This window comes from Streptomyces sp. HNM0574 (assembly GCF_012726235.1).
In the GTDB taxonomy this organism is placed as follows: Bacteria; Actinomycetota; Actinomycetes; order Streptomycetales; family Streptomycetaceae; genus Streptomyces.
Genome location: NZ_JAASAH010000016.1, coordinates 40,995 through 55,998, shown reverse-complemented (window position 1 = coordinate 55,998; position 15,004 = coordinate 40,995). Strand labels below are relative to the sequence as shown.

The 15,004-nt window shown below is 74.9% G+C and carries 14 protein-coding genes; 4 read left to right on the top strand and 10 right to left on the bottom strand.

From position 1 onward, the window contains the following. The first annotated feature begins 98 nt into the window (after window positions 1–98). Window positions 99–896, top strand: a complete 798-nt coding sequence (yaaA, locus tag HCC30_RS23275; protein WP_169444705.1) for a peroxide stress protein YaaA — start codon at window positions 99–101, stop codon at window positions 894–896. Window positions 897–956: 60 nt separating this feature from the next. Further along, the gene (eda, locus tag HCC30_RS23270) at window positions 957–1,601 is read left to right on the top strand and encodes a bifunctional 4-hydroxy-2-oxoglutarate aldolase/2-dehydro-3-deoxy-phosphogluconate aldolase (RefSeq protein WP_169444704.1); all 645 of its coding nucleotides are present in this window, start codon (window positions 957–959) and stop codon (window positions 1,599–1,601) included. Here the strand turns inward: eda and HCC30_RS23265 are convergent. The 4 genes from HCC30_RS23265 to HCC30_RS23255 form a co-directional block, all read right to left on the bottom strand. After that, complete coding sequence (locus HCC30_RS23265; RefSeq protein ID WP_169444703.1) at window positions 1,591–2,952, bottom strand: MFS transporter; 1,362 nt, start codon at window positions 2,950–2,952, stop codon at window positions 1,591–1,593. The two genes, eda and HCC30_RS23265, sit on opposite strands and share 11 nt — an antisense overlap. A gap of 394 nt (window positions 2,953–3,346) precedes the next feature. Further along, window positions 3,347–4,546: a bifunctional RNase H/acid phosphatase gene (locus HCC30_RS23260; RefSeq protein WP_346776775.1), complete on the bottom strand. Its 1,200-nt coding sequence runs from the start codon at window positions 4,544–4,546 to the stop codon at window positions 3,347–3,349. Between the two features lie 5 nt (window positions 4,547–4,551). After that, a complete protein-coding gene (locus HCC30_RS28300) occupies window positions 4,552–5,295 on the bottom strand; it encodes a C4-type zinc ribbon domain-containing protein (RefSeq protein ID WP_206324239.1) in 744 nt (247 codons plus the stop codon). Next, complete coding sequence (locus HCC30_RS23255) at window positions 5,292–6,164, bottom strand: Nif3-like dinuclear metal center hexameric protein (protein WP_169444702.1); 873 nt, start codon at window positions 6,162–6,164, stop codon at window positions 5,292–5,294. Before HCC30_RS23255 ends, HCC30_RS28300 begins: the two co-directional genes overlap by 4 nt. 242 nt (window positions 6,165–6,406) lie before the next feature. Between HCC30_RS23255 and HCC30_RS23250 the strand changes: the two genes are divergently transcribed. Continuing rightward, entirely contained in the window at window positions 6,407–7,828 is a 1,422-nt protein-coding gene (locus HCC30_RS23250) for a hypothetical protein (RefSeq protein ID WP_206324221.1), read from the top strand. Between the two features lie 71 nt (window positions 7,829–7,899). Continuing rightward, window positions 7,900–8,052 carry a hypothetical protein gene (locus HCC30_RS23245; RefSeq protein WP_169444701.1) on the top strand — a complete coding sequence of 51 codons (153 nt, stop codon included), beginning with the start codon at window positions 7,900–7,902 and terminating at the stop codon, window positions 8,050–8,052. A 121-nt stretch (window positions 8,053–8,173) separates the two neighbouring features. On the opposite strand, the gene HCC30_RS23240 is transcribed toward HCC30_RS23245, so the two are convergent. The 6 genes from HCC30_RS23240 to HCC30_RS23215 all read right to left on the bottom strand — a co-directional run bounded on the left by HCC30_RS23240 (window position 8,174) and on the right by HCC30_RS23215 (window position 14,944). Next, window positions 8,174–9,109: a 3-oxoacyl-ACP reductase gene (locus HCC30_RS23240; RefSeq protein WP_169444700.1), complete on the bottom strand. Its 936-nt coding sequence runs from the start codon at window positions 9,107–9,109 to the stop codon at window positions 8,174–8,176. A gap of 47 nt (window positions 9,110–9,156) precedes the next feature. Next, the gene (locus HCC30_RS23235; RefSeq protein WP_169444699.1) at window positions 9,157–10,239 is read right to left on the bottom strand and encodes a Zn-dependent alcohol dehydrogenase; all 1,083 of its coding nucleotides are present in this window, start codon (window positions 10,237–10,239) and stop codon (window positions 9,157–9,159) included. 77 nt (window positions 10,240–10,316) lie between these two features. Continuing rightward, window positions 10,317–11,174, bottom strand: coding sequence for a MaoC/PaaZ C-terminal domain-containing protein (locus HCC30_RS23230; protein WP_169444698.1), 858 nt, complete (start codon window positions 11,172–11,174; stop codon window positions 10,317–10,319). A 228-nt stretch (window positions 11,175–11,402) separates the two neighbouring features. Beyond that, complete coding sequence (locus HCC30_RS23225; RefSeq protein ID WP_346776769.1) at window positions 11,403–12,143, bottom strand: SDR family oxidoreductase; 741 nt, start codon at window positions 12,141–12,143, stop codon at window positions 11,403–11,405. A gap of 46 nt (window positions 12,144–12,189) precedes the next feature. Beyond that, complete coding sequence (locus tag HCC30_RS23220) at window positions 12,190–13,869, bottom strand: MFS transporter (protein WP_169444696.1); 1,680 nt, start codon at window positions 13,867–13,869, stop codon at window positions 12,190–12,192. Window positions 13,870–14,002: 133 nt separating this feature from the next. Further along, window positions 14,003–14,944 (bottom strand): polysaccharide deacetylase family protein, encoded by a 942-nt coding sequence (locus HCC30_RS23215; RefSeq protein ID WP_169444695.1) that lies wholly within the window; start codon window positions 14,942–14,944, stop codon window positions 14,003–14,005. Window positions 14,945–15,004: the final 60 nt, after the last annotated feature.

Sequence of the window (15,004 nt, the reverse complement as noted above, 5' to 3'; positions counted from 1 at the left end):
GACCGTTCGCGGTTACGGGCGGCGGGCGGGTGCGCCGTACCCTGTCGGGGCGCGGCGGCCGCCCGCCGTCCACCCCGCTTGTGTGAAGGAGAACCACCGTGCTCGTGCTGCTGCCGCCGTCCGAGGGGAAGGCCACCGGAGGCGAGGGGGCGCCGCTGGACCTGAGCTCCCTCTCGCTGCCGGGGCTCACGGCGGCGCGGGAGACGGTGCTGGACGAGCTGGTGTCGCTCTGCTCCGGCGACGAGGAGAAGGCGCGCGAGGTGCTGGGCCTGAGCGAGGGCCTGCGCGGCGAGGTCGCGAAGAACGCCGCGCTGCGGGAGGCGCCCGCGCTGCCCGCGGCCGAGCTGTACACGGGCGTGCTGTACGACGCGCTCGGCGCCGCCTCGCTGAGCGCACCCGCGCGGGCGCGTGCCGCGGACACGCTGCTGGTGTTCTCGGGCCTGTGGGGCGCCGTGGGCCTGGCGGACCGGATTCCCTCCTACCGCTGCTCGGGCGGGGTGAAGCTGCCGGGCACGGGCGGGCTCGGCGCGTTCTGGCGCAAGCCGCTGGAGTCGGTGCTGCCCGGGGCGGCCGGCGACGGTCTGGTGCTGGACCTGCGCTCGACGGCGTACGCGAACATGTGGAAGCCGAAGGGCGCGGTCGCGGAGCGTACGGCGACGGTGCGGGTGCTGCAGTCGAAGACGGTGGACGGGGTCGAGAAGCGGTCCGTGGTCAGCCACTTCAACAAGGCGACGAAGGGCCGGATCGTCCGGGCGCTGCTGGAGGAGGGCGCGCGCCCGGACTCCCCCGCCGAACTGGCGGAGGCGCTGCGGGACCTGGGGTACGCGGTGGAGTGGGAGGCGCCCGCGAAGGCGGGGAAGCCCACGCAGCTGGACGTGGTCGTCACCGAGCTCTGAGCGGTTGCACATGCCGCAACGTGCGTTGCGGAGAATGTGGCCCGAGGGCAGGATGTCGGTATGACCTCCCCCGCGCCCTCCGCGCCCGCCCCCTCCGTGCTCGACCTCGCACCCGTCGTCCCGGTCGTCGTGATCAAGGACGCGGCCGACGCCGTGCCGCTGGCCCGCGCCCTGGTGGCGGGCGGCCTGCCCGCGATCGAGGTGACGCTGCGCACCGACGCAGCGCTGGACGCGATCCGCGCGATCGCCGAGGAGGTGCCGGAGGCCGTCGTCGGCGCCGGGACGGTCATCGCGCCCGAGCACGTCACGGCCGCCGTCGACGCGGGCGCGCGCTTCCTCGTCAGCCCCGGCTGGACGCCGCGGCTGCTGGAGTCGATGCGCGGCTCCGGCGTGCCCTTCCTGCCCGGCGTCTCCACCACCTCCGAGGTCGTGGCACTGCTGGAGCAGGGCGTGACGGAGATGAAGTTCTTCCCGGCCGAGGCCGCCGGCGGCACCGCGTACCTGAAGTCGCTCTCCTCGCCGCTCCCCCAGGCCCGCTTCTGCCCGACCGGCGGCATCGACGAGGCCAAGGCCCCCGGCTACCTCGCGCTGCCCAACGTCGGCTGCGTGGGCGGCACCTGGATGCTCCCGGCCGACGCGCTGGACGCGAAGGACTGGCCCCGCGTCCAGCGCCTGGCCGCCGGAGCGGCCGCGCTCAGCCGCTGACCCGGCTCACCGCGTCCGGGCCCGCGTCCCGCTCGCGGGCCCGCGCCCGGCGGGCGAGCACACCGATCGAGGCGAGCGCGACGACGGACAGCACCATGATGTACGCCGACACCGACAGCGAGGTCCCGGTCGCCTCCAGCAGCAGCACCATCATGAACGGCGCGAGCCCGCCGCCGATCACCGCGCTGATCTGGTAGCCGAGCGAGGCGCCGGTGTACCGCATCTCGGCGGTGAACAGCTCGGCGAACAGGGCCGCCTGGGGCCCGTACATGATGCTGAGGAAGCAGCTGGCGACGAACGAGCCGAGCCCCAGCAGCCACAGCGACCCGGTGTCGATCAGCAGGAAGAGCGGGATCGCCCACACCAGCAGGCCCACCGCGCCCGCCGCGTAGATCCGCAGCCGTCCCACCCGGTCGGAGAGCCAGGCGGCCAGCGGGATCAGCGCCAGCTGGGTACAGCTGACCAGGAGCGAGACGGTCAGCACGGGGAGCCGGTCCATGCCCAGCTCGCGGGTGGTGTAGTCGAGCACCCCGGTGATGAGGATGTAGAACGTCGCCGTGTTGACGGCGAAGGAGCCGCCCGCGAGCAGCACCGTCCCCAGGTGCTCGCGCAGGATGCCGCGCAGCGGCGAGGTCCGCGCGCTCTCCCCCTTCTCCCGCTCCGCCAGGGCCGCCTCGGCCGCGCGGAACTCCGGCGTCTCCTCGACCCGGGTGTGGATGTACCAGGCCAGTACGAGGACCAGTACGCCGACGCCGAACGGCAGCCGCCAGCCCCACGCGGCGAACGCCGGGTCGTCGGTGAGTCCCTCGGCCGCGAGGAAGGCGATGTTCGCCGTCAACACACCGATCGGCACGCCGAGTTGGACGAGGCTGCCGTACAGCCCCCGCTTCCCCTCCGGCGCGTACTCCGTCGCCATCAGCATCGCGCCGCCCCACTGCGCGCCCACCGCGAGGCCCTGGAGCACCCGCAGCAGGACGAGCAGGACCGGTGCCGCGATGCCGATCGTCTCGTACGAGGGCAGCAGCCCGATGGCCGTGGTGGCGACGCCCATGCCGGTGAGCGCCAGGACGAGCATGGGCTTCCGGCCCCGCTTGTCGCCGAGTTGGCCCGCGATGACTCCGCCGAGCGGGCGGGCGAGGAAGCCGACGGCGAAGGTCGCGAAGGAGGCGAGGACGCCGGCGACGGGGTTGGACGAGGGGAAGAAGCGGTCGCCGAGCACGAGGGCGGCGGCGATGCCGAAGATGAAGTAGTCGTACCACTCGACGGCCGAGGCGGCTGCCGCCGCCGTGGCCACTTTCCGACGGCTGCTCGGCGCGCGGCCTGCGCCGTCGGGGGTTGGTGCCGTGTCCATGGCTGCACACTCCGATGGGTGCGGGAGGGGGGCGGCGCCGCGAATTCCGGTGAACGTACCGACCAGCCGGTAGGCGGTCAACACATCGCGCCCCTTTCAGGGGCGCGGGGAACTGCGCCCTCTTGGGGGCGCGGGGAACTGCGCGAACGGCCACGGCGTACGGGGTGGCCCGGTGACGGCATGGAGCACCCCGCGCCGGGGCTGAGGCGCTGCGCTTGCCAGCCCTACGCCTACGGCGCAGTTCTCCCAAGCGGGGCGAGCCCGCGAAAAAAGGGGCGCGGGGAACTGCGCAGAACCCGAGCCACGACGACGCCGCACCCCGCCCACGCAAAAGGCCCCGCACGCGAGGACGCGGCGTGCGGGGCCCGAGCGGTGAGCGATCCGCGGGGAGCGGTCAGCGCAGGTGGCCCGTGTCGTTGAGGAGGCGCAGCGACGCGTTGCCGTCCGCGTAGTACGCGATGGCCGAGAGGGACGCGGCCGAGAGCTCCATCCGGAACAGCGACTCGGCCGGCGCCCCCAGCGCCAGCCGCGCCAGCGTCTTGACGGGCGTGACGTGCGTGACGACCAGCACCGTCTTCCCCGGATACCGCGCCAGCAGCTTGTCCCGGGCGACGGAGACCCGCCGCGCCACGGCGGCGAAACTCTCGCCGCCGCCGGTGGGTTCGGCCTCGGGGGAGGCGAGCCACGCGCCGAGGTCGTCCGGGTACTGCTCGCGCACCTCGGCGAAGGTCAGGCCCTCCCAGGCGCCGAAGTCCGTCTCGCGCAGCCCGTCCTCGGTGCGGACGGGCAGCCCCGTCCGGTCGGCGATGGCCTGCGCCGTCTGCCGGCAGCGCTGGAGCGGCGAGGTGACGATCGCCTGGATGGTGCCGCGCTCGGCGAGTGCCTCAGCGGCGGCGAGCGCCTGGCGCTGCCCCACGGCGGAGAGTTCAGGATCGGAACCCCCGCTTCCGGAAAAACGCTTCTCCGGAGTGAGGACCGTCTCGCCGTGCCGGAGCAGCACGAACGTGGTGGGCGGGCCCAGGTCGGGCCCCCAGCCGCCGGGCCGCACCGCCTGCTGCTGACCGGTGTCCGCCTCGGCGGGCGCGGCCTGGTCGCCGGGCGCCGGGGCGTCCAACGCGGGCGAGGTGCGGTCGAGTTCGGCCGTGGACTCGGCGGGCGACCACTGCTCGCCGCGCTTGCCCGCGTCCATCGCCTCGTTGGCGAGCCGGTCGGCGTGGCTGTTCTGCGCGCGCGGGATCCACTCGTAACGCACCGCGTCCGGCGGGAAGATGCCCTTCGCCTCCGTCGCGAGCGGGCGCATGTCCGGGTGCTTGATCTTCCAGCGTCCCGACATCTGCTCGACGACGAGCTTGGAGTCCATCCGCACCCGGACCGCGGCCTCCGGGTCCAGCTCGTGCGCGGCCCGGAGCCCCGCGACGAGGCCCCGGTACTCGGCGACGTTGTTCGTCGCGACGCCGATGAACTCCGCCGTCTCGCGCAGCGTCTCGCCGGTCGCCGCGTCGAGGACGACCGCGCCGTACCCGGCGGGCCCGGGGTTGCCCCGCGAGCCGCCGTCGGCCTCGACGACGAACGTCCGCCCCGTCGCGCCGGACACCGCCGTCACAGCCCGGATTCCGGCGTGCGGACGAGGATGCGGCGGCAGTTCTCGCAGCGCAGCACCTCGTCGGCGGCCGCCTCGCGGACCTCGTTCAGCTCGGTGATGTTCAGCTCCAGGCGGCAGCCCTCGCAGCGCCGCTGGTACAGCGGGGCCGCGCCGACGCCGCCCTGCTGCTCGCGGATCTTCTCGTACAGCTTCATCAGGTCGGCGGGGACGGAACCGGCGACGACCTCGCGCTCCTTGCGGACCGTCGCGGCCTCGCCGTCGATCTCCTCCAGCGCGGCGTCCCGGCGGGCGATCACCGCGTCGCACTTGCCCTGGACGGACTCGACGCGGCTGGTGAGTTCACCGACGCGCTCCTGCGCGGCCTCGTGCCGCTCCATGACCTCCAGGACGACGTCCTCCAGGTTGGCCTGCCGGTTGGCGAGCGAGGCGATCTCGCTCTGCAGGCTCTCCAGGTCCTTCGGGTTGGTGACCGCGCCGGAGTCCAGCCGCTGCTGGTCGCGGGCGGCACGCTGGCGCACCTGGTCGACGTCCTGCTCCGCCTTGGTCTGCTCGCGGGAGGTGTCGCCCTCCTCGGCCTTGGCGGCGACGAGCAGGTCGCGCAGCTGGGTGAGGTCGCCCTCCAGCGTCTGGATCTCCTCGTGCTCGGGGAGGGTCTTGCGCGTGTGGGCGAGCTGCGTCAGTCGGGTGTCCAGTTCCTGGACGTCGAGAAGGCGGATCTGATCGGCGGGCGCGGCGTTCAGTTGGGGGCTCCTGTGGTGTGTGCGGAGGGGTCGTGGGCGGACGCCGCGTGGGCGGTCCAGGGGTCGGTGACCGTACGGGAGACGTGCGTGCGCAGGCCCCAGCCGTTCCGGTCGGACACCGCGTCGAGCTCGGCGGCCGCCTGCTCGCACCAGGGCCACTCGGTGGCGAAGTGCGCGGCGTCCAGGAGCGCCAGCGGCGTCTGGGCACGGGCCTCGGAGGCGGGGTGGTGCCGCAGGTCGGCGGTGAGGTAGGCGTCGACGCCGGCGGCGCGCACCTGGTCGAAGAGGCTGTCGCCGGAGCCGCCGCAGACGGCGACGGTGCGGATCGGCCGGTCCGGGTCGCCGGCGGCGCGGATGCCCTGCGCGGTCGCGGGCAGCCGGTCGGCGGCGAGCCGCGCCAGCTCCGACAGCCGTACGGGGCGGTCGAGTTCGCAGACCCGGCCGAGGCCGCGCCGCCCCTCGGGGTCGGTGGCGTCCGGCACCAGGGGGCGCAGTACGCGCAGGCCGAGGGCGCCGGCCAGCGCGTCGGAGACGCCGGGGTCGGCGGTGTCGGCGTTGGTGTGCGCGACGTGCAGCGCGATGCCGTTCCTGATCAGGGTGTGGACGACGCGGCCCTTGAAGGTGTCGGCCGCGACGGTCGTGGTCCCGCGCAGGTACAGCGGGTGGTGGGTGACGAGCAGTTCGGCGCCGAGCTCGACGGCCTCCTCGGCGATCTCCTGTACCGGGTCGACGGCGAACAGCACCCGGGTCACCCGGGCGTCCGGGTTCGCGACGTCTCCGCAGACCGTACCGACGGCGTCCCATTGCTCGGCGCGCTCCCGGGGCCAGAGGGTGTCGAGAGCGGTGAGGACATCGGAGAGTGCAGGCACGGGGGAAAGGCTACCTTCCGCCCGCGCCCGCCCGCCGCCGCCCGTCGGGCCGCCGCCCCCGGCGACTCCCGGCACCCCCTGGCCGCGGCCCCCGATGCCCGGGTCACGGCGGGGCCAGCACACGACGGTGGCCGTTTTCAGCCGAATCGGTACGTCTCCATCCCTTTGCGTGAAGGGCTTCAACTCTCGTTGATCGGCCGGAAGTACGAGCCCTAGTTTCCCTCACTGGAGGTGATCGCATCATGACTGCCCGTACCGAGGTCGCTGCCGAAGGTGCCGGAGGGGCCGGAGGTCCCGGAGCTGCCGCAGGGGGAAGGGCAGGGGGGAACACCGGCTTCCGGATCGCGGCCGACCGCTCCTACGCGGCCCGGCTCACCGCCGGACGCAACTCGGCGCCCGGCGGCGGCCGGTACGCCGAGCGCTGGACCCTGGACGGCCCCGAACCGTACGTCGTCCCGCTGCCGGGGCCGCAGCCCGAGGCGGCGGACAGCCAGGTGCTGCCGCTCGCCGACGGCCGGGTGCTCATCGCCCGCCGGGCGACGGGCCACCACCAGTTCGCGCTGCTGTACCCCACCGGGCCCGGCACCGGCGAACTCCCGCTCGGCGCCGTGCCCTCGGAGCGGGTCACCCTGCTCCCGCCCGCGCCCTGCGGCACCCGCGCGTACGCGCTCGCGCACGACGGGGAGGCCCCGGACGGCCCGCGTACCGGGATCTGGCTGGTCGCGGGGAGCCGGTCCGGGCAGCCCGAGCAGGTCGCCGAGGTCGGCGGGGTGTGCGGCGGCGGGGCCTGGCTGGACCGCGAGGGCGCCCTGCTCGCCCTCGACCGCACCTCTCCCGAGGTACGTCCGGGGCAGCACCCGCGCACACTCACCAAGACCGTCGCCGTCGACCTCGCCCGCGGCGGGGAGGTGAGCCCGCTGCTCCAGATCACCGACGACAGCGACGACCGGCTGCTGACCGCCGACCCGGACAGCGGCCTGCTCCTCGTACGCTCCGACGCCCCCGGCGAGGAACGGCTCGGCTGGGGCGTGCTGGGCAGCCACCGTCCCGTCCGCTTCCCCGAGGCGCTGCGCCCGGAGGGGCTGCGGCTGACCCCGCTCGCCGTGCAGCCGGGGCAGCTGCTGATGCCGGAGAGCTGCTCGGTGGCGTTCCGGGTGGACGGGCCCGAGGGGGTGTGGCTGGCCGTGTGGCAGCCCGCGCAGAAGGAGTTGCGGCACCTGCGGGCGCCCGAGGGCTGGGTGCGGGACGCGGCCCTGTGGACGGAGGACGGCGAACTCCGGCTCCCCGTCGCCACCGTGGAACGCCCCTGCGGCCTCGCCCGCCTCCGCACCCCGGCGCCGGCCCCCGCGCGGCACGAGGCGGCGCCGGGTCCGCACGGCACCCCGCCCCCGCCCGCCCCCGCCGAGCCGGACGCCACCGCGCCGCCCGATACCGGCGCGTACGCCGCGCGTCCGGGCGAGGGGGCCGCGTCCCGGTTCGGGGAGGAACGTTCCGACCTCGGCCAACACCGCGTCCCCGGCGAGGAGTCGGGCCCGCCGGCGGGGATGGCCTCCGGTCTCTACGCGGGCATCGCGCCCGGCTCCTCGGGGGCCGCCGCGTTGCACAAACCCGTGTGCAAACCCGTCCCGTTGCAGCAGGCGCCGCTGACCGCCGGGACCGGGTGAGCGATCCCCCGCTTCCTCGCTACACTCTGGCGCGCACGACGGAGCGATGAGATCCACGGAGTTACCTGGTCATGTCCGAGACCCAGACCGACACCCCCGACGAGCAGCCGCGCAGCGGCAAACACCGGGGTCCTGCGGCCACTTCGGAAGAGACCGAGGCAGCCACGCGGGGTCGTCACCGCCGTCCCGCGCAGGACACGGGACAGGTGAGCGGCGCCGCCTGACGCGGACCCGTCGGCCCGCGCCGTGGCCCCGTCCGCCGGAGGTTCTCCTCCGCCGGGCGGGGCCACGGCCGCGGGTGCCCCTCGCCCCCCGGCTCTTCCGCTCCCCCGGACTCCCCCGCGCTCAGGCGCCCTTGCGCAGGGCCAGGACCTCGGCCGCGGCGAAGTTCTCCTTCTCCGGGCGCTCCGCGAAGTACGGGGTCAGCCGCCGGTCCAGCTCCTCGTGCGTGAAGGTCTCGCCCTCCGCGTCGAACTGCGCGGCCACCCTGGGCCGTTCCAGCAGCGCCACCATTCCGCCGTGCACCACCAGCACCTGCCCGTTGACCCGCGCCGCCGCCGGTGACGCGAGGTAGCCGACCAGCGGGGCCACGTGCTCGGGTGCCAGCGGGTCGAGCCCCTCCTTGGGCACCTCGAAGCCCTGGAAGACGTCCTCCGTCATGCGGGTGCGGGCGCGCGGGCAGATGGCGTTGACCGTCACCCCGTACTTGGTCAGCGCCGCCGCCGTCGAGGTGGTGAGGCCGACGATGCCGCCCTTGGCCGCCGCGTAGTTGGGCTGTCCGGCGGAGCCGGCGAGGAAGGATTCGGAGGAGGTGTTGACGATCCGCCCGTACACCGGGCCGCCCGCCTCCCGCGAGGCCGCGCGCCAGTGTGCGGCGGCGAAGTGCGTGGTGTTGAAGTGGCCGCGCAGGTGGACGCGGATGACGGAGTCCCACTCCTCCTCGCTCATGGAGAAGACCATCCGGTCGCGGAGGATGCCCGCGTTGTTGACCAGGATGTCCAGGGAGCCGTAGGTGTCGACGGCCGCGGTGACCAGCTCGCGGGCCTGCTCGGTGTCGGCGACGTCCCCGACGTGCGCGGTGGCCCGGCCGCCCGCCTCCCGGATCTCCGCCGCCACCTGCTCGGCCGGTGCGGCGGACGCCTCGCCCGAGCCGTCCCGGCCCGGCTGGCCGAAGTCGTTGACGACGACGTTCGCGCCGAGCCGTGCCAGCTCCAGGGCCTCCACCCGGCCGAGCCCGCGGCCCGCGCCGGTGACGACTGCGGTCTTCCCCTGCAAAGACATGTACCCGAATCCCCTCTGACGGTGCGTGACGGTTCCCGGACGCGGGCTCAGATCGTGACGCAGGTGCGCAGGGACACTCCCGAACGCATCTGGTCGAGCGCGTCGTTGATCTCGTCGAGCCGGACGCGGTGGGTGATGAGCCCTTCGAGGTCGACGCGTCCCGCGCGCCACAGCGCGATCGCGCGGTCGTAGGAGCGCAGCACGTCCCCGCCGCCGTACATGGAGGGCAGGATCCGCTTCTCGTCGAAGAACAGCTCGAACATGTTGATCTGGAGGTGGTCGTCGAGCGCGCCCGCGCCGACGACGCAGAGCGTGCCGCCGCGCCGCGTCGTCTCGTACGCGGTGCGCGCGGTCGCGGACTTGCCGACGACCTCGAAGACGTAGTCGAAGCCCTCGTCGGCGGTCAGCCGTCGCTTGGCGTCGGCGAGTTCCCCGGGCGAGGCGGCCTCCGTCGCGCCGAAGCGCAGCGCCGCCTCCCGCCGGGACTCCACCGGGTCGACGGCGACGACCTGCGCGGCCCCGGAAGCGCGCGCCCCCTGGACGGCGCTGATGCCCACACCGCCGCAGCCGATCACGGCGACGGACGAACCGGCCTCCACCCGCGCGGTGTTGAACACCGCGCCGAGCCCCGTGGTGACCCCGCAGCCGATCAGCGCGGCGACGTCGTAGGGCAGGTCGTCCGGGATCGGCACGGCGCAGGCCGCGTCGACGACGGTCTCCTCGGTGAAGGTGCCGGTCCCGGCGAAGCCGAAGACGTCCTGACCGCCGCCGGAGCGCTTGAAGTTGGGCGTTCCCGCGTTCATGAACCCGGTGAGGCACAGGTGGGTCTGCCCGCGCTTGCAGGAGGGGCAGGTACGGCAGGCGGGGAGCCAGCTGACCAGCACCCGGTCCCCCGGCGCGAGACCGGTCACGCCCTCGCCCGTCTCCAGCACCTCGCCGGCGCCCTCGTGCCCCGGGACGACGGGCGCGGGCTGCGGCAGCACGCCGTTCATCGCGGAGAGGTCCGAGTGGCAGAGCCCGGCGGCACGCATCCGGAGCCGGACCTTCCCGGGCCCGAGGCCCACCGTCTCGACGTCGTCGAGGACTTCGAGCTTGTCCTGTCCTGTCTCGTGCAGTACGGCTGCGCGCACGGGGCGGCTCCTTCTGTGCGTTCCGGGACGTTCCTTCTCTGTGCGCTCTTCTCCGGGGGCGTCCGCGCCGCGCCGGTTCAGTCGTGGGTGACGACGGTGTCGGCGAGGACCGGGGCCTCGTCCCGCTCGACGGCGGTGACGGTCACCTGGATGCGGTCCGCCGCCTGCCGCCACATGCGCACGCGCAGGGTCTCGCCGGGGTAGGCGACTCCGGCGAAGCGGGTGCCGTAGCCGCGGACCCGGGCGACCTCGCCGTCGAGCGCGGTGTCGACGACGGCCTTCAGGGTCATGCCGTAGCTGCACAGGCCGTGCAGGATCGGCTTGTCGAAGCCCGCGAGCCGGGCGAAGGCGGGGTCGGCGTGCAGCGGGTTCCAGTCGCCGGAGAGCCGGTAGAGCAGGGCCTGTTCCTCCCGGACGGGCCGGTCGACCACGTGGTCGGGCGCGCGTTCGGGGACCTCCAGCCGCTGGGACGGGCCGCGTTCGCCGCCGAAGCCGCCCTCGCCGCGGACGAAGATCTGCGCGTCGGCCGTCCACAGCGGGCCGTCCGCGTCGGCGGCCTCGGTGCGCAGCACGATCACCGCGGCCTTGCCCTTGTCGTAGACGGCGGCGACGCGCGAGGTCAGTTCGGCCTCGCCGTCGACCGGTACGGGCCGGTGCGTCTCGACGTTCTGGGAGCCGTGCAGGACGGCGGCGAGGTCCACGTCGATGCCGGGTGCGCCCATCCCCCCGACGACGCCCATCCCGGCTCCCGCGACGGTGGCGAAGCTGGGCAGGACGTGCAGTTGGCTCTCCAGCGTGTAGCGCAGCTCGCGGGGGTCCGTCGCGGGGACGCCCGCACCCAGGCCCAGGTGGTAGAGCTGCACGTCCTTGTGGCCCCAGCTGATCGTGGTCCGGCGGGGTTCGGCGGCGAGTGCCTTCTCGGCGTCGATGGGCATCGGGGCAACGCTCCTCGGATCAGCGGCGACGGCGCGGGGGAAGACTCCGGCCCGGCCGTCCGCACCGTCGGTCGGGCCGGAGTCGTACCTGAGCGGCGAGAAAGCCCCCCGAACGAGAACACGTTCTCACCGGTGGAACCTGTATAACGCACGCCCCGGTACTTGGGAAGCCCCCTGACGCCCCGTCAGAAATGCGCTGCCGCCGCCGTCCCGAAAGCCGGGACGGGCTCAAGTCCGCAGGTGGGAAGCCCCGTTGAGATCCAGCACCGTGCCCGAGCTCCACTCGGCGCGCGGCGAGGCGAGCCACAGCACCGCGTCCGCGATCTCCTCGGGCCGCGCCACCCGCCCGTACGGGCTCTGCGCCCGGATCGCCTCGCCCTCGGCGCCCTCCAGCCGGTGCGCGACCCGCTCCGTCGCGAAGAAACCGGGCGCCACGGACGCGACGCCGATGCCGTACGGGGCCAGCGCCACGGCCAGCGACTGCCCCATCGCGTGCACCGCGGCCTTCGTCGCGCCGTACGCCGGGTGGTCCGGCTCGCCGCGGAAGGCGCCGCGCGAACCGATGTTGACGATCCGGCCGCCCCCGCCCTGCTCGATCATGTGCGCCGCCGCCCGGTGGCTCAGGTACGCGCTGCCCAGGAGGTTCACCGCGGTGTGCCGCTGCCACGCCTCGGCCCACTCCTCGTAGCCGCAGGAGGCGGGCGGATGCGGGGTGTTGACGGCCGCGTTGTTCACCAGGACGTCGATGCCGCCGAGCGCCGCTGCCGCCTCGGCCACCAGCCGGGCGGCGTCCGCCGGGTCGGAGACGTCGGCGCCGATCAGCGCGTGCCCCGTGCCGGGGAGGCTCGCGAGGGTCTCCTCCGCCTCCTCGCGGCGGGTGCCGTAGTGCACGGCCACGGTGTCGCCGTTGCGCGCGAACTCCCGTGCCAGCGCCCGGCCCAGGCCGCGCGAGGCACCGCTGACGAGCACCCGGCGGCCCGTCGCGGGGAAGCGCGGGGCGGCCTCTCCGGGGTGCTCAGCCGCGGGCGGTTCCGGGGACCGGGGCCCCGCCGTCGTCCCCGGCCGGTCCACCTGTACGTCCGTCCCCGTCGCGTGCGTCCCGCTCATGTCCGTCCTCGTCGCCGTGCCGCTGCCCGTCGTGCGTGTGCGCACCGGGCCTGTGCTCCTGGGGCTTCTGCTCGCCCTGGCGCGGCTCATGCGGAATCCGGCCGTCCGGCTGCTCCTCGTGCGGGGGCTCGTGCGGGGGCTCCTCCGCCTCCGCGCGCGGCAGGAAGAAGAGCATGCCGACGAAGCACACCGCCAGCACCGAGGCGCTGGTGAGGAACGCCTGCCCGTAGCCGGAGGCGAGCGCGGCCGGGCCCTCCTCCCCGCCGCTGTGCGCCACCGCGACCGTCGAGAGCACGGCGAGACCGAGCGCGCCGCCCATCGTGCGCGAGGTGTTGACCAGGCCCGAGACGAGCCCCGCGTCGCCCGAGGAGACACCCGAGGTCGCCACGGCGGCCAGCGGGGTGGAGGCGAGACCGGCGCCGAACGCCAGCAGGACGCCCGGGCCGAGCACCGTCCCCGGATAGCTGCCGCCCGCGTGCATCCCGCTCTGCCAGAGCGCGCCCGCGGCGGCGAACAGGACGCCCGTCAGCGCCAGGCGCTTCGCGCCGAAGGCGTGCATCAGCCGGGGCGCCGCCTTCGAGCCGATGATGATGCTCGCCGACTGCGGTATGAAGCCGAGGCCCGCCTGGAGCGGCGAGTAGTCCAGCACCTGCTGCATGTACAGCGAGACGAAATACCACATGGAGAACATCGCCAGGCCGCAGACGAACATGGCCGCGTTCGCCGCCGACACCGTCCGCAGCCGGAACAGCTTCAGCGGCACCAGCGGCACCGCCGTCCGGTGCTCCACCAGGACGAACACCGCCAGCAGCGCCAGCCCCGCGGCCAGCGGAACCAGCGAGGCGGCGGAGGCCCAACCGGCCGTCTCCGACTGGACGATGCCGTACGCGAGCGCGCCGAGACCGCCGGTGACGAGGACCGCGCCCGGCACGTCCAGCTTGCGCCGCGCCGCGCCGTCCCGGGTCTCGGTGACCCACAGCGCCGCGGCGATCAGCACCAGCGCGCCGATCGGCACGTTGATCAGCAGCACCCAGCGCCAGGAGAGCGCCTCCGTCAGCACTCCCCCGACGAGCCCGCCGGCCGCCCCGCCGCCCGCGCCGACGGCCGTCCAGGTGCCTATCGCGCGGGTGCGGGCCCGGCCCTTCGGGAAGGAGGTGGTGAGGATCGTGAGCGTCGCGGGCGCGAGGACGGCGGCGCCCGTGCCCTGCACGGCGCGGGCCGCCAGCAGCTGCCAGGGCTCCTGCGCCAGCCCGCCCGCGAGGCTCGCCGCGGTGAACAGCCCGAGCCCGGCGAGGAAGACGCGCTTGCGCCCGAAGAGGTCCGCCGTCCGCCCGCCGAGCAGCAGGAACCCGGCGAAGGTCAGCGTGTAGAGATTCACCACCCACTGCAGTCCGGCACCGCTCAGCCCCAGGTCGGCGCGCATGGACGGCAGCGCGACGTTGACCACCGAGACGTCGAGCACGACGAGGAACTGACCGGCACACGCGGCGAGAACCACCGCCCACAGATGGGCGGGAGCGCCGCGACGCTCTGTCGGGGACGCGGCGGTGGACGCGGGTGTGCCGGGTTCTGGAGACGTTCGGACCATGACCGACATGCTCGCACCCGGCACCGACACCGCACAGCGGGATGTTCGGCGTACGCCCCGTCCGCCGGGGTCCTAGGACCCGCTCCTCCGGAAGGCCGATCCGCCCCGGAACGCGGCCCGCGCCGGACGCGGGTCAGAGGGCCATCTCGACCGGGACGACGGCAAAGCCGCGGTCCAGCAGCCGGGGCAGGTACTGCTCCAGCGACCTGGCCGTCTGGGTCCGTTCGCCGCCGCCGTCGTGGGCCAGCACGATCGCGCCGGAATCCGCGCTGCGCAGCACCCGGGAGCGGATCGCGTCCACCCCGGGCCGCTGCCAGTCGGCCGTGTCCACGGACCAGCCCACCGGCTCCATGCCCAGCCCGGCGCACACCCGCAGCGAGGCGCGGTCCCAGGCACCGTACGGGGCGCGGGCCAGGTGCGGCGGGACGCCGAGGGTGCGGTGGATCAGCTCGCTGGTGCGCCCCAGCTCGTCCCGGACGCCCGCGGGCGCGAGCCGGGTCAGGTCGGGGTGGCTCCAGGTGTGGTTGGCGACGACGTGCCCGTCCTCCGCGATCCGGCGGACCAGGTCCCGGTGCCGCGCGGCGCACTCGCCGAGGACGAAGAACGTGGCCTGCGCCCCGTACCGGCGCAGCACCCGCAGGATCGCGGGGGTGTGCACCGGGTGCGGGCCGTCGTCGAAGGTTAGCGCGATGCGCCTGCCGGGACGCGGGAGGGTGCGGTGCGCCCGCTCCCGCACGAAGGTCGGCGGGCGCGTGCCGGCCGCGCCGGTGCGGCCCCGCGCGGCGCCCGCGAAGGCGCGGGTGCGGTGGGCGGGCGGGCGCGCGGCGGCGGCCGGGGCCGCGGCCGCGCGGGCGGAGGTGCCGGGCGCGCGGCCCGGGGCGGCGGCGCCGCGGAGGGCCCGGCCCCCGGTCGGGTCGTGGCCGCCCGCCGGCAGGCCGGCGACGAGGGCCCAGACACCCGCGGCACCGGCGCCGACGGCACCGGTGAGCACGGCTCGGCGCGAGCGGACGGAGGCCCGGGACGCGGTGCCGGGCGCGGGCCGGGAGGAGACCCCGGAGGATTTGTCGTACTGCATGACTTACTGGTCTCACGGCCCGCGGGCCCGTGCGGACACCGACACCGGCCGGGCCCCAAG

Coding starts and splice junctions, on each gene's coding strand:
- HCC30_RS23240 (WP_169444700.1), bottom strand. CDS start 9,109: ATGTCTTTGCAGGGGAAGACCGCAGTCGTCACCGGCGCGGGCCGCGGG.
- HCC30_RS23245 (WP_169444701.1), top strand. CDS start 7,900: ATGTCCGAGACCCAGACCGACACCCCCGACGAGCAGCCGCGCAGCGGC.
- HCC30_RS23215 (WP_169444695.1), bottom strand. CDS start 14,944: ATGCAGTACGACAAATCCTCCGGGGTCTCCTCCCGGCCCGCGCCCGGC.
- HCC30_RS23250 (WP_206324221.1), top strand. CDS start 6,407: ATGACTGCCCGTACCGAGGTCGCTGCCGAAGGTGCCGGAGGGGCCGGA.
- HCC30_RS23265 (WP_169444703.1), bottom strand. CDS start 2,952: ATGGACACGGCACCAACCCCCGACGGCGCAGGCCGCGCGCCGAGCAGC.
- HCC30_RS23220 (WP_169444696.1), bottom strand. CDS start 13,869: ATGGTCCGAACGTCTCCAGAACCCGGCACACCCGCGTCCACCGCCGCG.
- eda (WP_169444704.1), top strand. CDS start 957: ATGACCTCCCCCGCGCCCTCCGCGCCCGCCCCCTCCGTGCTCGACCTC.
- HCC30_RS23230 (WP_169444698.1), bottom strand. CDS start 11,174: ATGCCCATCGACGCCGAGAAGGCACTCGCCGCCGAACCCCGCCGGACC.